Source organism: Streptomyces sp. NPDC003035, assembly GCF_042888285.1.
Classification (GTDB): Bacteria; Actinomycetota; Actinomycetes; order Streptomycetales; family Streptomycetaceae; genus Streptomyces.
The window spans coordinates 240,264-256,258 of sequence record NZ_JBIAPJ010000010.1 but is presented as its reverse complement, the minus strand read 5'-3'; the positions used below and the strand labels follow the sequence as shown (position 1 = coordinate 256,258).

Annotated in this window: 14 protein-coding genes; 7 read left to right on the top strand and 7 right to left on the bottom strand. The window is 71.4% G+C overall.

What is annotated here, in order from left to right:
- Positions 1–208: 208 nt before the first annotated feature.
- From ACFYV5_RS30135 to ACFYV5_RS30120, 4 genes are read left to right on the top strand one after another with little or no spacing between them, the layout of a single operon-like run.
- A complete protein-coding gene (locus ACFYV5_RS30135; protein ID WP_389173551.1) occupies positions 209–457 on the top strand; it encodes a hypothetical protein in 249 nt (82 codons plus the stop codon).
- Between the two features lie 9 nt (positions 458–466).
- Positions 467–1,309, top strand: a complete 843-nt coding sequence (locus tag ACFYV5_RS30130) for a hypothetical protein (protein WP_389173549.1) — start codon at positions 467–469, stop codon at positions 1,307–1,309.
- Position 1,310: 1 nt separating this feature from the next.
- Positions 1,311–3,209 carry a fumarate reductase/succinate dehydrogenase flavoprotein subunit gene (locus ACFYV5_RS30125; RefSeq protein ID WP_355105785.1) on the top strand — a complete coding sequence of 633 codons (1,899 nt, stop codon included), beginning with the start codon at positions 1,311–1,313 and terminating at the stop codon, positions 3,207–3,209.
- Positions 3,206–3,979 carry a succinate dehydrogenase/fumarate reductase iron-sulfur subunit gene (locus tag ACFYV5_RS30120; protein ID WP_389173546.1) on the top strand — a complete coding sequence of 258 codons (774 nt, stop codon included), beginning with the start codon at positions 3,206–3,208 and terminating at the stop codon, positions 3,977–3,979. The genes ACFYV5_RS30125 and ACFYV5_RS30120 overlap by 4 nt, the downstream gene beginning before the upstream one ends.
- A gap of 55 nt (positions 3,980–4,034) precedes the next feature.
- Here ACFYV5_RS30120 and ACFYV5_RS30115 read toward each other — a convergent pair whose 3' ends face one another.
- Positions 4,035–5,054 (bottom strand): hypothetical protein, encoded by a 1,020-nt coding sequence (locus ACFYV5_RS30115; protein WP_389173544.1) that lies wholly within the window; start codon positions 5,052–5,054, stop codon positions 4,035–4,037.
- Positions 5,055–5,183: 129 nt separating this feature from the next.
- On the opposite strand from ACFYV5_RS30115, the gene ACFYV5_RS30110 reads away from it, so the two are divergent.
- Complete coding sequence (locus ACFYV5_RS30110; protein ID WP_389173542.1) at positions 5,184–7,310, top strand: TPM domain-containing protein; 2,127 nt, start codon at positions 5,184–5,186, stop codon at positions 7,308–7,310.
- 44 nt (positions 7,311–7,354) lie between these two features.
- On the top strand, positions 7,355–8,062 hold the full coding sequence (locus tag ACFYV5_RS30105; protein WP_389173540.1) for a PspA/IM30 family protein: 708 nt from the start codon (positions 7,355–7,357) through the stop codon (positions 8,060–8,062).
- A gap of 71 nt (positions 8,063–8,133) precedes the next feature.
- Here the strand turns inward: ACFYV5_RS30105 and ACFYV5_RS30100 are convergent, their stop codons facing one another.
- The 5 genes from ACFYV5_RS30100 to ACFYV5_RS30080 all read right to left on the bottom strand — a co-directional run bounded on the left by ACFYV5_RS30100 (position 8,134) and on the right by ACFYV5_RS30080 (position 13,126).
- Positions 8,134–10,737, bottom strand: coding sequence for a SpoIIE family protein phosphatase (locus tag ACFYV5_RS30100; protein WP_355105775.1), 2,604 nt, complete (start codon positions 10,735–10,737; stop codon positions 8,134–8,136).
- Between the two features lie 147 nt (positions 10,738–10,884).
- Positions 10,885–11,304: an ATP-binding protein gene (locus tag ACFYV5_RS30095; RefSeq protein WP_389173538.1), complete on the bottom strand. Its 420-nt coding sequence runs from the start codon at positions 11,302–11,304 to the stop codon at positions 10,885–10,887.
- Positions 11,305–11,447: 143 nt separating this feature from the next.
- Positions 11,448–11,891, bottom strand: coding sequence for a (deoxy)nucleoside triphosphate pyrophosphohydrolase (locus ACFYV5_RS30090; protein WP_355105771.1), 444 nt, complete (start codon positions 11,889–11,891; stop codon positions 11,448–11,450).
- Between the two features lie 32 nt (positions 11,892–11,923).
- On the bottom strand, positions 11,924–12,103 hold the full coding sequence (locus ACFYV5_RS30085; RefSeq protein ID WP_355105769.1) for an SPOR domain-containing protein: 180 nt from the start codon (positions 12,101–12,103) through the stop codon (positions 11,924–11,926).
- Between the two features lie 270 nt (positions 12,104–12,373).
- Positions 12,374–13,126, bottom strand: coding sequence for a GntR family transcriptional regulator (locus ACFYV5_RS30080; protein ID WP_389173535.1), 753 nt, complete (start codon positions 13,124–13,126; stop codon positions 12,374–12,376).
- A gap of 223 nt (positions 13,127–13,349) precedes the next feature.
- Between ACFYV5_RS30080 and ACFYV5_RS30075 the strand changes: the two genes are divergently transcribed.
- Positions 13,350–14,678 (top strand): glycoside hydrolase family 18 protein, encoded by a 1,329-nt coding sequence (locus ACFYV5_RS30075; protein WP_389173533.1) that lies wholly within the window; start codon positions 13,350–13,352, stop codon positions 14,676–14,678.
- A 53-nt stretch (positions 14,679–14,731) separates the two neighbouring features.
- Here the strand turns inward: ACFYV5_RS30075 and ACFYV5_RS30070 are convergent, their stop codons facing one another.
- The gene (locus ACFYV5_RS30070) at positions 14,732–15,841 is read right to left on the bottom strand and encodes a DUF4190 domain-containing protein (RefSeq protein ID WP_389173531.1); all 1,110 of its coding nucleotides are present in this window, start codon (positions 15,839–15,841) and stop codon (positions 14,732–14,734) included.
- Positions 15,842–15,995 lie beyond the last annotated feature (154 nt).

Sequence of the window (15,995 nt, the reverse complement as noted above, 5' to 3'; positions counted from 1 at the left end):
TGCTCATACACTGAAAAGGACGGAGCGGATCCGGCGACGGCGACACGGCGGCGGGGCGGAGAAATCCCACCCGTGCGGCCCAATCGCCGGGCGGCGCGGTTCTCCGGACGAGTGGAATCCCGTACACATGGCTTCACAAGCGGGGTGTGACGCGCGACACTCTCAGGCCCGTGTTCGCCACCCGCAATCGCGGAAGTGAGGGCAATTCATGTCCCTTCAGGAGGATGTGGCGGCAGTCAAGCGCTGCCTCGACGACCTGGTCCGCACGGTCGGACAGCTGGAACGCAGCATCGCGGCGGAGCGGGGCACCGCCTCGCCGCTCTCCCCCGACCGGCCCGCCAGGCCCACCCCGCCCGAGAACGTCGTGACGATCCCCGACACGCCGTACGAAGGCGGACTGTGGGGCTCCGACACGGACGACGAGGGCCTGGGAGCACGCGACCGGCACGCGCCCTAGGAGACCTCGTTGGCCACAGGAACCGAACCGCCCTCCACCGGAGCCGGAAGGGGAGTGCCCGCCACCGGGGTGCACTCCCCCTCCCGTGCGGCCATCGCCCCCCGCCACCTACGGACCGACCGCTGGTGGCTGGCGCCCGCCGCCACCGCGGCCGGACTGCTCGCCTTCATCGTCTACTCCACCTGGCGGGCCTTCGCCAACAGCGACTACTACGCCGCTCCCTATGTCTCGCCGTTCTACTCGCCCTGCCTGGCGGAGAACTGCGTCCCGATGAAGGACGGCCCCAACTGGGAGATCTTCGGCAGCTGGTGGGGCCTCTCTCCCGCCCTGCTGATCCTGGTCTTCCCGCTCGGCTTCCGACTGACCTGTTACTACTACCGCAAGGCGTACTACCGCGGCTTCTGGGCCTCTCCCCCGGCCTGCGCGGTCGCCGAACCGCACACGGCGTACACCGGTGAGACCCGCTTCCCGCTGATCCTGCAGAACCTCCACCGGTACTTCTTCTACGCCGCGCTCCCGGTCGCCGCGATTCTCACGTACGACACCGTGCTGACCTTCCGGGACGCCTCGTACGCCTGGGGCCACGCGGGCCTGGGGACCGTGATCTTCCTGGTCAACATCGTGCTGATCTGGGCGTACACCCTGTCCTGCCACTCCTGCCGGCACATCGTCGGCGGGCGGCTGCGGCACTTCTCCCGGCATCCGGTGCGCTACCGCCTGTGGAGCCTGGTGGGGAAGCTGAATGCCCGTCACATGCTGCTGGCATGGACCTCGTTGATCTCGGTCGCGCTCTGCGATCTGTACGTGTACCTGCTCGCCACCGGAACCTTCGACGACCCGAGGATCTTCTGACATGGCTCAAGTGGAACGCGGGCAGTGGGACGTGGTCGTGGTCGGCGCCGGGGGCGCCGGGCTGCGGGCCGCGATCGAGGCGCGCGAGCGGGGCGCCCGTACGGCCGTGATCTGCAAGTCTCTCTTCGGCAAGGCCCATACGGTGATGGCCGAGGGCGGCATCGCCGCCTCCATGGCCAACGCCAACCCGCACGACAGCTGGCAGATCCACTTCCGCGACACCATGCGCGGCGGGAAGTTCCTCAACCAGTGGCGGATGGCCGAGCTGCACGCGCGCGAGGCTCCGGACCGGGTCTGGGAGCTGGAGACCTGGGGCGCCCTCTTCGACCGTACGGCCGACGGCCGGATCTCCCAGCGCAACTTCGGCGGGCACGAGTACCCGCGGCTCGCGCACGTCGGCGACCGGACCGGCCTGGAGCTGATCCGCACGCTCCAGCAGAAGACCGTCGCGCTCCAGCAGGAGGACTTCCGGGAGAGCGGGGACTACGAGTCACGACTGAAGGTCTTCCAGGAGTGCACGGTCACCCGGATCCTGAAGGACGGATCGGGGCGGGTGAGCGGGGTCTTCTGCTACGAGCGGGAGACCGGGCGCTTCTTCGTCCTGGAGGCGCCGGCCGTGGTCCTCGCGACCGGCGGGATCGGCAAGTCCTTCAAGGTGACCTCCAACTCGTGGGAGTACACCGGCGACGGCCACGCGCTGGCGCTGCTCGCGGGCGCGCCGCTGGTGAACATGGAGTTCGTGCAGTTCCATCCGACCGGGATGGTCTGGCCGCCGTCCGTGAAGGGGATCCTGGTCACGGAGTCCGTGCGCGGCGACGGGGGCGTGCTGCGCAACTCCGACGGCAAGCGGTTCATGTTCGACTACGTGCCCGACGTCTTCAAGGAGAAGTACGCGCAGACGGAGGAGGAGGGCGACCGCTGGTACGAGGACCCGGACAACAACCGGCGCCCGCCCGAACTGCTGCCGCGCGACGAGGTGGCGCGGGCGATCAACTCGGAGGTGAAGGCCGGGCGGGGCTCGCCGCACGGCGGGGTCTTCCTCGACGTGTCGACACGGATGCCGGCGGAGGTGATCAAGCGGCGCCTGCCCTCGATGTACCACCAGTTCAAGGAGCTGGCGGACGTCGACATCACGGCGGAGGCGATGGAGGTCGGGCCGACCTGTCATTACGTGATGGGCGGCGTCGCGGTCGAATCGGACACGGCCGCGACGCTCGGCGTTCCGGGGCTCTTCGCGGCCGGTGAGGTCGCGGGCGGGATGCACGGCTCCAACCGGCTGGGCGGCAACTCGCTCTCCGACCTGCTCGTCTTCGGGCGACGGGCGGGCCGGCACGCGGCGGAGTACGCGGCCGAGTGCGCGACCGCTGCCGGCCGGCCGGTGGTCTCGGAGGCGGGGGTCGAGACGGCGGCCGCGGAGGCGCTGGCTCCGTTCGGCGCGGCGCAGGAAGCGTCCGCCGAGAACCCGTACACCCTTCACCAGGAGCTCCAGCAGACGATGAACGACCTCGTCGGCATCATCCGGCGGGAGGGCGAGATGGCCGAGGCCCTGGAGCGTATCGCCGAGCTGCGGGTCCGGGCGCGGCGAGCCGGGGTGGAGGGGCACCGGCAGTTCAATCCCGGCTGGCACCTCGCGCTCGACCTGCGGAACATGCTGCTGGTGAGCGAGTGCGTGGCGCGGGCGGCGCTGGAGCGGACCGAGAGCCGGGGCGGGCACACGCGGGAGGACTATCCGTCGATGGAGCGGGCGTGGCGGCCGGTGAACCTGCTCTGTCACCCCACGGAGGACGGCGGGATCGCGTTGGAGCGGACCCGCACGGAACCGATCCGCCCGGACCTGCTCGCGCTGTTCGAGAAGGAGGAACTGGCCAAGTACCTCGCCGAGGAGGAGCTGTACGAGTGAGTACCTATGACGCGCACTTCAAGGTGTGGCGGGGCGACATCGACGGCGGGGACCTGACGGACTTCACGGTCGAGGTGAACGACGGCGAGGTGGTCCTCGACATCATCCACCGGTTGCAGGCCACACAGGCCCCCGATCTCGCCGTGCGCTGGAACTGCAAGGCGGGCAAGTGCGGCTCGTGCTCGGCCGAGATCAACGGCCGGCCGCGCCTGTTGTGCATGACCCGGATGTCGACCTTCGAACGGTCGGAGACCGTCACGGTGACCCCGCTGCGCGCCTTCCCGGTCGTACGCGACCTGGTGACGGACGTGTCCTTCAACTACGCGAAGGCGCGGGAGGTCCCGGCCTTCGTCCCGCCGGAGGGGGTCGCGCCGGGCGAGTACCGGATGCGGCAGATGGACGTGGAGCGCTCGCAGGAGTTCCGCAAGTGCATCGAGTGCTTCCTGTGCCAGGACACCTGTCATGTGGTGCGGGACCACGAGGAGAACAAGACGGCGTTCGCCGGTCCGCGCTTCCTCATGCGGGTGGCGGAGCTGGACATGCACCCGCTGGACGCCGCCGCGGAGGCGGGCCTCGACCGGAAGCGGACCGCTCAGGAGGACCACGGGCTCGGGTACTGCAACATCACGAAGTGCTGTACGGAGGTGTGCCCGGAGAACATCAAGATCACCGACAACGCGCTGATCCCGCTGAAGGAGCGGGCCGTGGACCGGAAGTACGACCCGCTGGTGTGGCTGGGGAACAAGATCCGCAGGCGGCCGGGGGCCTAGTACCCGACCGCCGCGCGCGTCAGTGCCGGTCCACGCGTCAGTGCCGGTCCACGCGTCAGTGCCAGTCCGCGCGGTAGGACGCCCAGTCCCCTTCCTTCGCGGCGAAGTCGACGTAGAGCGCGACGCCGAACCGTTCGCGGTCGTGGTCCGTGCGCCCCAGGCCAAGGCGGACGCCGCGGATCGCGGCCGCGACCGTCTCCGCCGAGTCGTGGTGGCCGAGGTCGTCCTCGTGGAAGAACGGCAGGCCCATGAGCAGGTCGGTGTCCTCGGGCGTGACCTCGAGGGCGAGGCTCGTCTGCTGGGCGACATAGCCGCCGTACAGACTCTCCAGCGGCATCCAGGTGTCGTACGACATGACGGCGATCTGGTCGACGCGGCGGGCGACCTGTCCGAAGAACTCCTGCGACCACCACTTCCCGCGGCCGGTGACGGCACTGTTCACCGAGTGCGCGGCCGGCAGCGGGTCGATCTGGTGGGCGGCGACGGAGAGCGGGACCTTACGGGCCCGGGTCAGCTCGCCCAGGTCGTCGAGCAGCGAGAGGTAGTTCGCGTCGTCCGAGAGCAGAGGCTCCAGGTCGAAGTGGACCCCGTCGAAGCCGGCGTCGAGGATCTGCCGGGCCGATCCGACCACGGCCGCGCGCGAGGCCGCGTTCTCCAGGTGCAGGCCGTCGGGGCCCTCGGTGGCCAGGATGTCGCCCAGCCACGCGTGCACCCGTATGCCGGGCATGGTCCGGTGCACGCTCTCGATCAGCCAGGCCGCACGCGGGTAGCGGGCCGCGGGAAGGGTGCCGTCGTGCTCCAGCGGACCGGCGTGGACGTAGAGGTCGCGTATGCCCGTCCCCTTGATCCGGGTGGCGAAGGCCGCGAGGTCGGCGTCCTTCTTCCGTCCGTCCACCCACGCGTGGCCCAGCCAGATGGCGTCCTTGCCGCGGGACTGCGTCCCCTCGCGCAGGTCGCCGGCGTAGTTGATCCGCAGCGCGAGCGCGCTGCCGGCCGGCGGTGCCACCAGGAGCAGGACGAGGCCGAGGACGACCCAGCGTCCCCGCCGCCACCAGCCGCGTACGCGTCCGTTCACCCGAACTCCCCCGATCGTCGACGTCGTGATCACCACCCTAGAGGCGGCTACTGACAGTGACGCTCGGGACCGGGAAACGGTTTCCGCCCGGTCGCGAGTGCGCAGACCGGGACATAGCCTCCCCATGTGATGCGAAGAGCCACCCGAATCCTCCTCGCGGTGCTGGTGGCGGCGTGGTGGCTGGTCGTGCCCGCCGTGTCCGACGCCCGCGCCGACGACCCCGTCGTCCTGTCCCGCGAAGGGCAGATCACCGACAGGGTGGGGACGCTGGGGGACCGCCGCGCCGCGGTCACCCAGGCCCTGGACCGGCTCTACGACGACCGGCGGGTCCAGCTCTTCGTCGTGTACGTACGGGACTTCTCCGGGCGTCCGGCCCAGAGCTGGGCCGACGCGACCGCCGACCGCAACGGTCTCGGCGTCGACGACGTCCTGCTCGCGGTCGCCACGCACGACCGGCAGTACGGGTACTCGGCGGACCCCGACTCCCGCTTCACCCAGGCCCAGCTCGACGACGTGGCACAGACCGCGATCGAGCCCGCGCTGCGCCAGAACGACTGGGCCGGGGCCGCGATCGGCGCGGCGAACGGCTTCGGCGCCGTACTCGCCGGACAGCCCGTGCCGACCCCCTCCATCACACCGGGCGCCGCCGACCCGGGCGGCACGGCGGACGGGGACGGGGAGGATTCGGGGGCGGATCTGGTCCTTCCGGTTGTCCTCGTCGGCGGGGCGGGGGCCGTCGCCGCGTACGTCTGGACCAAGCGCCGTCGGCGGACCGGGGCGGAGAGCGGCCCGACGCCGCAGGGTGAGCCAGGCTGGGGCGGGCCCGGCGGGAGCGCGCCGAGGAAGCCGGCGCAGATCCCGCTGGACACGTTGGACGGGCAGGCCCGGCAGGCGTTGGTGGCCACCGACGACGCCGTCCGTACGAGCCAGGAGGAGCTCGGATTCGCCGCTGCCCAGTTCGGCGATGACGCGGTGAAGCCGTTCACGGAGGCGGTGGCGTTCGCGAAGGCGGAGCTGACGGCCGCGTTCCGGCTGCGGCAGAAGCTCGACGACGCGTTCCCGGAGGACGACGCGACCCGGCGTTCGATGCTGGAGGAGATTCTCGGGCGCTGCGACCAGGCGAACGCGCGCCTCGACGCGGAGTCCGAGGACTTCGACCGGCTGCGGGCCCTGGAGCGCACCGCCCCGGAGGCGCTGGCCACCGCGGAAGCCGCGTTCCGCGAGCAGACGGGGCGGGTCGTCACGGCGGAGGCGGCGCTGGTCGCGATGCGGGAGCGGTACGCCGAGTCGGCGGCCTCCCCCGTCGCGAGCGACGCCGAGCAGGCCAAGGACCGGCTGGTGTTCGCGACGACCCATCTGAACCAGGCCCGGCAGGCGGTCGACGCCGGCGACAACGGCGTCGCCGCGGTCCACATCCGGGCCGCCGAGGGAGCCGTCGACCAGGCGGCGCGGCTCAGCGAGGCCGTGGACCGGCGGGCCCGGGAACTCGCGGAGGCCGTGGGAAAGCTGCCGACCGCGCTGGCCGAGACCGAGGCCGACCTCGCCGATGCCCGGGGGCTGCTCCGGGGCACCGCCGAGGGGGTGCCGACCGCCGACCTCCAGGGCCGTATCGCCCGGGCGGAGACCGTCGTCGCCGACGTCCGGCGCACGGTGGAGGCGGGCCGCTACGACCCGATCGACGCGCTGCGCCGCATCGAGCGGGCCGACGCGGCACTCGACGAAGCGCTGGAGGGCGCCCGGGAGCGCGAGTCGGGGACGCGACGCGCCCGTGCGCTCCTCGATCAGGCGATGCTGACCGCCCGTTCCGCGATCGGGGCGGCCGCCGACTACATCACGACACACCGCGGGGCGGTCGCGGCCGAGGCCCGTACACGGCTGGCCGAGGCCCAGCGCCGACTGGGGAAGGCCGAGGCGCTCGCGGCCGCCGAGGATCCGCAGGCCGCCCTCGCCGAGGCCCAGCAGGCGGACGCGCTGGCCCGGCTGGCGCAGGACCTCGCCGAGCAGGACGTCCGCACGTATGGGAACCCGAACGGCTTGGGCGGTGTATCAGGAGTAGGAGGTGGCGGCGGCGGGCTCGGCGGTGCGGTGCTCGGCGGCATCATCCTCGGCGGACTGTTCGGCGGAGGTTCCGGAGGGGGTTTCGGTGGTGGCGGTTTGGGGGGCGGAGGGTTCGGCGGTGGAGGTTTCGGCGGCGGGCCCGGCAGATTCGGCGGCGGGGGCACCCGCGGCCGGCTGGGGGGCGGCGGCCGTTTCTGACCGTGCCGACCATGTCACGCTCATCGCGTTCAAGGAGAACAGGCATGACCAAGCAGACGATCCTGGGCCGTGTCGCCCAGCTGGCGAAGGCCAACATCAACGCCCTGCTCGACCAGGCCGAGGACCCGCAGAAGATGCTGGACCAGCTGATCCGCGACTACACGGGCAACATCGCGGAGGCCGAGGAGGCGGTGGCGGCGACGATCGGCAATCTCCGGTTGATGGAGCAGGACCACCAGGAGGACGTCGCCGCGGCGAAGGAGTGGGGCGAGAAGGCCCTGGCCGCGAGCAGGAAGGCGGACGCGCTGCGGGCGGGCGGCCGGGCGGCGGACGCGGACCGGTTCGACAACCTGGCGAAGGTCGCGCTGGGACGCCAGCTCCAGTCGGAGAAGGAGGCGAGGACTGCCGAGCCGACGATCGCCTCGCAGACCGAGGTGGTGGAGAAGCTCAAGAGCGGCCTCGTGCAGATGAAGAGCAAGCTGAGCGAGCTCCAGGCGAAGCGGGACGAGCTGGTGGCGCGGGCCACGTCGGCGCAGGCGCAGAACCGGATGATGGACGCGGTGAAGAACATCGACGTCCTGGACCCGACGAGCGAGCTGAGCCGGTTCGAGGACAAGGTGCGGCGCGAGGAGGCGAGGGCGATGGGCAAGCAGGAGCTGGCCGCGTCCTCGTTGGACGCCCAGTTCGAGCAGCTGGACGCCCTCGGCGACAGCGCGGAGATCGAGGCCCGGCTCGCGGCGCTCAAGGGCTAGCGCGCGTTCCATGGGCCCTGGCCCTCGTACCGGCCCTGTCCGGATGGGCGTGCGGGGTGCTGCGGTGCTGGTCAGAACATGCTCAGCAGCTGCTCCACGGTCGGCTCCGCCGCGCCCTCGCCGTCCGGCAGGGGCAGTTCGAACCAGACGGTCTTGCCGCGGGGCGTGCGGCGGGAGCCCCAGGCGGCGCTGAGGAGTCCGACCAGCTGCAGTCCGCGCCCGCCCTCGTCGGTGTCCTTGGCCCGGCGACGCCGCGGCTGGACCAGGCCGGCGTCCCAGACCTCGCAGACCAGGGTGCGGTCGCGCAGCAGCCGCAGCCGGATCTCGCCCTCGCCGTAGCGCAGGGCGTTGGTGACCAGCTCGCTGACGAGCAGTTCGACGGTGTCCACCAGCGCTTCGAGGCCCCAGGCGGTGAGCTGGGCCCGGGCCAGTTCGCGGGCCCGGCCGACCGAACGGGGTTCTCTCGGCAGCCGCCAGTCCCCCACCGCGTCACAGGGCAGTCCCTGGATACGGGCCATGAGGAGGGCGATGTCGTCCTCACCGTGCCCGGTGTCGAGGGTGGTCAGGACCCCGTCGCAGACGTCCTCGAGGGGGCGCGCCGCGTCGGTGAGCGCGCTGCGGAAGGCGCTCAGACCCTCGTCGAGGGGATGGTCGCGGGACTCCACGAGTCCGTCGGTGTAGAGGGCGAGCAGCGAACCCTCCGGCAGTTCGACCTCCACCTCCTCGAAGGGCTCGCCGCCGACGCCGAGGGGCATCCCCGGGGGCACGTCGAGCAGCAGGGCCTTCTCACCGGGTTCGACGAGGACCGGCGGCAGATGGCCGGCGTTGGCGAAGGTGCAGCGCCGGGTGACGGGGTCGTAGACGGCGTAGACGCAGGTGGCGAGATAGACCTCGGAGAGTTCAGGTCCGCGCGCCATGTGGGCGCGGGCGCTCTGCTGGGCTCCGGCGGGGGCGCCCAGGCCCCGGGCGATCTCGTCGAGGTGGGAGAGGACCTCGGCGGGTTCGAGGTCGAGCTGGGCCAGGGTGCGGACGGCGGTGCGCAGCTCGCCCATGGCCACGGCGGCGCGCAGACCGCGCCCCATGACGTCGCCGATGACGAGCGCGGTGCGGTGGCCGGGGAGTTCGATGACGTCGAACCAGTCGCCGCCGACCTCGGTGGCCGTGGTGCCGGGGAGGTAGCGACAGGCGATGTCCAGGCCGGCGGCCTCGGGGTCGCCGGGCGGGAGCAGGCTGCGCTGCAGAATCAGGGCCCGTTCGTGCTCGCGGCGGTAGAGGCGGGCGTTGTCGATGCAGACCGCCGCGCGGGCGGCCAGTTCGACGGCGAGGGCGCGGTCCCGCTCCCCGAAGGGCTCGCTGCCCTTGGCGCGGGAGAACTGCACCAGGCCGACGACGGTGTCGTGGGCGACCATCGGCACCACGAGGGTGGAGTGGACGAGGCTGCCGTCGCCGCCCGGCACCGAGCGCGCCCGCCGGGTGCGCAGGGCTCCGGCGCAGGGCGAGTTGAAGGGATAGCGGTGGACGGAGCCGACCTCGACGGGCCCCGTGGCGCAACCGTTGGCGTCCGCCCCGGTGCTGTCGGTCGCCTCGGAGGTCCTGAGCGGGGTGTTCGAGACGGCGCTGGCGAAGGCGACCCGGCGCAGTTCGGCGCTGCCCGCTCCGTAGCCCACGTCGTGGGAGTTGCCCCATCGGCCGGGCGGGGCCTCGTCCCCGGTGAGCAGGCCCTGGTAGAGGTCGACGGAGGCGAGGTCACAGAAGCCGGGGACGGCGACGTCGAGGAGTTCGCGGGCGGTGGCCTCCAGGTCGAGGGAGTTGCCGATGCGGGCGCCCGCCTCGTTGAGGAGGGCCAGATTGCGGCGGGCGTTCGCCGCCTCGCGGGCGGCGTTGTGGCGGCGGGTCACGTCGATGCCGAGCCCGGCCACACCGACGGGCCGTCCGGAGCCGCCGTGCACGCGGTAGAGGTTGATCGACCAGTGGCGCCGGTCGTTGGAACCCGGGGGCGCTCCGACGATCTGGAGGTCGGTGACGGCCTCGCCGGTCTCCAGGACCCGCTGGAGCGCGGCGGTCATCCGCTCCGCCTCGGGGCGCGAGAGGTAGTCGTGGACGGTACGGCCCCGGTGGTCGTCGGCGCGGCCGCCGAAGACGGCGGCGAAGCGCTGGTTGGCCCGCTTCACGGTGAGGTCGGTGTCGAAGAGCAGGAAACCGAAGGGCGATTGGCCGAAAATGGCCTGCGAGGCGGCGAGGTCGGTCTCGATGTGCCGCAGGGCCCGGACATCGACGACGATGCACAGCGCGGCCCGCTCACCCGAGGGCGTCTCGCTCGGCATGACGTACATCTCGGCGATTCCGTCGGGGCGGTTCTCCCCCCGGGTCTGCCCCCGGCTCTGCCCCGGAATACGGAAGGGGACGAGGCCCGTCCACTCCTTGCCGTCGAGGATCTCGGCGACCCGGCGCCGGCCGCGCTCCCGCAGGTCGGGCGGCATGAACGCCTCGACGGGGTCCTTGCCCATCGCCTCTTCGGCGGGCACGCCGAAGAGCTCCACGGCCCGGCGGCTCCATTGGTCGACGAGCCCGTCGGGCCCTATCGAGAAGGAGGCGACCCGGATGTAGTCATAGATCGAGCCGGGCGGGCTGCTCTGCCACACGACGCCGCTCGCCGACTCAGGTATCTCGCTCACGCGACCGTCCCCTCCAGCTCACCGCACCGGACCGGCCATGCCCGCAGTATTCAGCACTACGGCCCCCGACGGCACAACGTTCACGATCACAGGGTGGTCTCGTTCATTTCCGGCCGAGCCCCCCGTGATCGTCGTCCCTCCCGTCTTCTAACCAGGCAGAGCCAGCTCGAACCACACGGTCTTGCCCGTCCTGCCCTTGCGGGTGCCCCAGCGACGGGCAGAACAGGCCACGAGCTGGAGCCCGCGACCGCCTTCGTCGTCGGGGCCGGCGGCGCGTTCGGTGGGCGGATCCGGAAGCGGATCGGAGACTTCCACGAGAAGGGCGGGGCGGTGGGCGCTGTCACCCCCGTCCGGCAGGAGGTGGACGAGCCGGACGCCGATCGGGCCCGAGGCGTAGCGCAGGGAGTTGGTCACCAGCTCGCTCACCAGCAGGACGGTGACGTCACCGACCGCCGAGTCGATCCGCCAGGCCCGGAGCGTGTCGCGCACCACGTGACGCGCCGTCCGCACGGCGTTGGCCTCCGCCGGGAAGTTCCACTCGGCGCAGTCGCCTTCGGTGTCGATCACGCCCGATCACTTCCCCAGCCCATCACCAGAAGGAAGGCCCACGTCCTATTTCGGGGGGTTAATCAGCACATACCCGATATTCGGGGTGAGATATCGCGGAGGGTGGACCAGGGGGCGCACGGTGGCACGAACGGCGTAGAGCCTCAGCCGCGCACTCCGTCCGCCGGGACGGCCGGCAGCCGCAGCGCGGCCTCGGCGACGGCGGGCCGGTCCTGGTCGAGCCAGTCGACGGAGTCCAGCTCCTCGCGGGCCAACCAGCGGAGCTCGTCGTGGTCCTGCAGCGGGCGCGGTTCGCCGGAGAGCAGCCGAGCGGTCCACACCTGGAGTACGTAACCGGGCTTCAGCGGCCACTCGCCGGGGATGCGCTCCCCGGGCTCGGTCTCGACACCGAGCTCCTCGCGGAGTTCCCGGACCAGGGCCTGCTCGGCACTCTCCCCCGGCTCCAGCTTGCCGCCGGGCAGCTCCCACCGGCCCGCGAGCTCGGCGGGGGCGCTGCGGCGCGCGGCCAGCAGACGCCCCCGGTCGTACACGGCTCCGGCGACCACGACCACATGGTCGGCCATGTGGTCGGCACGGCGATCTGTCATGGTCCGGAGCTTAAGGGTTCAGGACGCGGGGGTCAGACCGCGGCCTGGCTGATGCGCTCGATCCAGTAGAGCTGCTTGTGTCCGCGGTCGTCGAGACTGTCGGCGACCTTCTGCGCCTCGTCCTTCGTGGCGTACCGCCCGACGCGATAGCGGTTGCCGTTGTCGTCCTGGCGTATGACCAGCCAGGGCAGGACAGGGCCACTGTCGGTCATCGGGCTGCTCCCTCCGCCGGTCCGGTCGTCTCTAAGGATCTCCCTGAAATGGCAATCCGCATATGCCCGACCTTACGCCTGACCTTTACACAGCGGATACGGGTTTTCACAAAGAGGTACGGATCCGGCCGGGAACCGTCGAAGGGAGGCCGAAGATCGGGCCTTGCTCACCGCCTCTCGGCCACCACCGCCCCGGTCACCGTGGCCACAGTCGCCGTACCCACAGCCACCGAGGCCGCGGTCACGCAGCCCCGGTCACCGCGACCATGGTCACCGCACCGGAAGGTGGTACGCGATCCGGTAGCGGTCGGCCGGGACGACGACGTCGGCCGTCTCCACGGCACGCCCCGAGGCGTAGTAGGTGCGCTCGACGACCATCACCACGTGGCCCGGTACCCCGCCGAGCGCCAGGAGCTCCTCCGCCAGCCCCGGGCGCGCGCCGACCTCCTCCACCACGTTGTCGACGACCACGTCGATCGCCGCCATCCGCTCGACGACCCCGCAACCGCCCAGGGGCCCCTCCTCGGGAAGCATCACGGGCGTCCGGCCGGTCACCGCGAGGGGCTCCCAGGAGGTGGAGAGCATCATCGGCTCGCCCGCGTCCCGGTACACGTACCGGGTGCGCATCACCCGCTCCCCCGGCTCGATGCCGAGCCGCGTGGCCACGACGGCGCTCGCCTGCTCCTGCTCGCTGCTGGATTCCCAGGTGCCCCGCGCACCGTCGGCCGCCTGCTCCTGCCGGAAGGGGTTGGCACCGGACGGCGGCCGGTATCCCGAGCGGGCGATCCGGCGCGGCACCGGCCGCTCTCGCACATACGTCCCCGAGCCCGAGCGGCCCTCGACGAGCCCCTCGGCCATGAGCACCTTGCGGGCCTCCAGCGCCACGGTGTCCGAGACCCCGTACTCCTCGCGGATGCGCGCCTGCGAGGGGAGTCGGGTATGCGGCGGCAGCGAGCCGTTGGCGATCTTCTCCCGGAGATCGCTCGCCACACGCAGATAGGCGGGCTGCTCACCGAACGTCACTGGACACTCCCCTCAGGTTGACGGACAGCTACAGAGTGACAACCCTCGGTGTCGGCCGCAAGCATGGGCCAAAGTTTCACTCGAAGTGATGATTTGCCTTTACGCCTGCGTTTACCGCGGGTATAGCGGTCCATCGCCCCCAGAGCCTTGACCTCAATGGTCCAGACCAATACTTTCCTGTCAGCACCGCTCCCTTCCGGCACACGCACAGGAAACGAGCCCCATGCGTCGACGAACCCTTTCCCGGCTGGCGATCGCCGCCCTCTCCCTCGGCCTCGTGGCCACCCTCGCGCCCTCGGCGGGCGCCGAGAGCGGCCGCACCGACAGCCGTCCGTCGTACAAGCGCGTCGGCTACTTCACCCAATGGGGCGTCTACGGACGGAACTTCCAGGTCAAGGACCTGGAGACCAGCGGGACAGCGGCCAAACTCAGCCACATCAACTACGCCTTCGGCAACGTCAGTTCCGAAGGCAGGTGCTTCACCGGCAACATCCCCGGCGAGGCGGACGCCTGGGCCGACTACGTCCGCCCGCTCGACGCGGCCGGCTCGGTGGACGGCGTCGCCGACACGGCCGACCAGCCACTCGCCGGCAACTTCAACCAGCTGCGCGAGCTCAAGGCCAAGCACCCCGGCCTCAAGGTCATGATCTCGCTGGGCGGTTGGAGCTGGTCCACCCACTTCTCCGACGCGGCCCGCACCCCCGCCTCGCGCAAGGCATTCGTCTCCTCCTGCATCGATCTCTACATCAAGGGCAACCTGCCCGCCGACGGCGCCCGCGGCGGCGCGGGAGCCGCCGCGGGTCTCTTCGACGGCATCGACCTCGACTGGGAGTGGCCCGGGTCGGCCGGCGACGCCGACACGGTCTTCCGCCCGGAGGACAAGCAGAACTTCACCGCGCTCGTACGGGAGTTCCGCACCCAGCTCGACGCGTACGCCAAGACTCACAAGAAGCCCAAGCACTACGAGCTGACCGCCTTCGTCCCCACCGCTCCCGCCAAGATCGACGCGGGCTTCGAGGTCCGGAAGATCATGCGCGACCTGGACTTCGTCAATCTCCAGGGGTACGACTTCCACGGCTCCTGGGAGTCCACCACCGCCCAGCAGTCCGCGCTCTTCGCCACGAACGACTTCAGCGTCGACCAGACCGTGAACGACTGGCTGCGGCGCGGCGCGCCCGCCCGCAAGCTCGTGGTGGGCATGCCGTTCTACGGCCAGGGCTGGACGGGCGTCACGGGCGGCGGCGACGGCCTCGGCCGCCCGGCGACCGGCCCCGCCCCGGCCACCTGGGCTAACGGCTACGAGGACTACAAGGCGCTCAGGAAGCTCGCGGACTCGGGCTCGTACACCGTCCACCGCGACCGGAGGAACGGCCACGCCTGGCTGTTCGACGGGACGACGCTGTGGACGTACGACGACCCGCAGGTGCTGCGCACCAAGTCGGCGTACGTCCGGGCCAAGGGGCTCGGCGGCGCGATGTTCTGGTCGCTGGACGGGGACACCCCCGACGGCGAGCTGATCACGGCGGTCGACGGGGTCCTCGGCCGCCGGTAGTCCGCACCCGGCGGGGTCGGGTCTCCCCAGGAGACCCGGCTCCGCCGTCGAGTTCAGGCGGACTCGCCGTCCTCCGTGGGAGGGGCGAGTCCCAGGGCCGCCCGGGCGTCCGCGCCGAGGTCCTCGGGCAGGGCATCGAAGGCCGGATCGTACGTCTCCCAGTAGGCGTCCGCGTCCGCGGACGTGCCCAGCTCGTCCCACTTCCCGGCGGCCGCGTCGAGCTCCTTGACCAGCTCGGCGACCGGCTTCGCCGACGCACCGGGCCACTGGTGGCTCTTGAGCCCCTTGCTCGCCTGCACGATCGCCGTGTGGACCCGCGCCGCCCACGCCTTGTTGGCCGCGAAGTCCTCGTCCGCGTCCTCGTCCGGCTCCTCGAAGACGGCGTTCTCGACGCGGTTGAGGTTCTGCAGGTAGTGCAGCTGGTCGGCGTCCAGGGTGGTCGCGTCCGCCCGCAGGGAGCCCTTGAGCGGCTCGCCGTCGTCGACGGCGAGCGCGCAGGTCACGGTGCGGTCGCCGGTGCGCCAGCTCTGCCGGCTCGGGATGTAGTAGTAGTCCCACACATGCTCGGGGATGGCCCAGTTGTCCATCGCGTACGTGCTGCTGATCTCCGCGCAGCGCTCCTCCGCGAGCCGGTCGATCGCGTCCTCGCCCGGCCACGCGTCGAAGCCGGTGACCTGGAAGCCACCGACGACCTCGCCGTCATGGGGCTTCGCGCAGTCGACGATCTCGACGTCCGTGGTGGACGACTCCAGCGTGCCGTCGACCGCGAAGCACTCACCCTTGCGCAGAGAGAACGCGGACTTCGAGCGTGCCGCCTCGTCCATGCCCTCCTTGAAGCCCTTCCACGCCTCGCCGAATCCGCCGGTGGCCAGCCCGACGACCATCAGAAGACAGCTGATCGAGGACAGGACGATGCCCGCGACGGCGAGTCCCTTGCCGGTCTGGTTCTTCTTCCTGATCTGTGGGAGGGCTATCAGACCGAAGATCAGGCCGAGGGGCGGAAGACAGCAGACGATGCCGGAGACGAGCGAGGCGATGGCCAGACCGTTGGTGGTGGGTGCAGGCGTGCCGTACGGGCCGGCGCCGGGGCCCGCACCGGGGCCGTAGGGCGCGTACGGACCGTAGGGGCCGGGGTTGTACGGAGATCCGGCCTGCGGCCCCATCGGGCCGGACGGTCCGGGGGCGGGCCACCCCTGCCGGGGCGACTGAGGTTCCTGGGGCGGCTGGGAGGGCTCCACGAGTACGGTGCTCCTGTGCGGGCGGGGCTGCGACAGCTGGTACGAACATGCGAACGGGCGCGCGCATCGTACCGAGGCG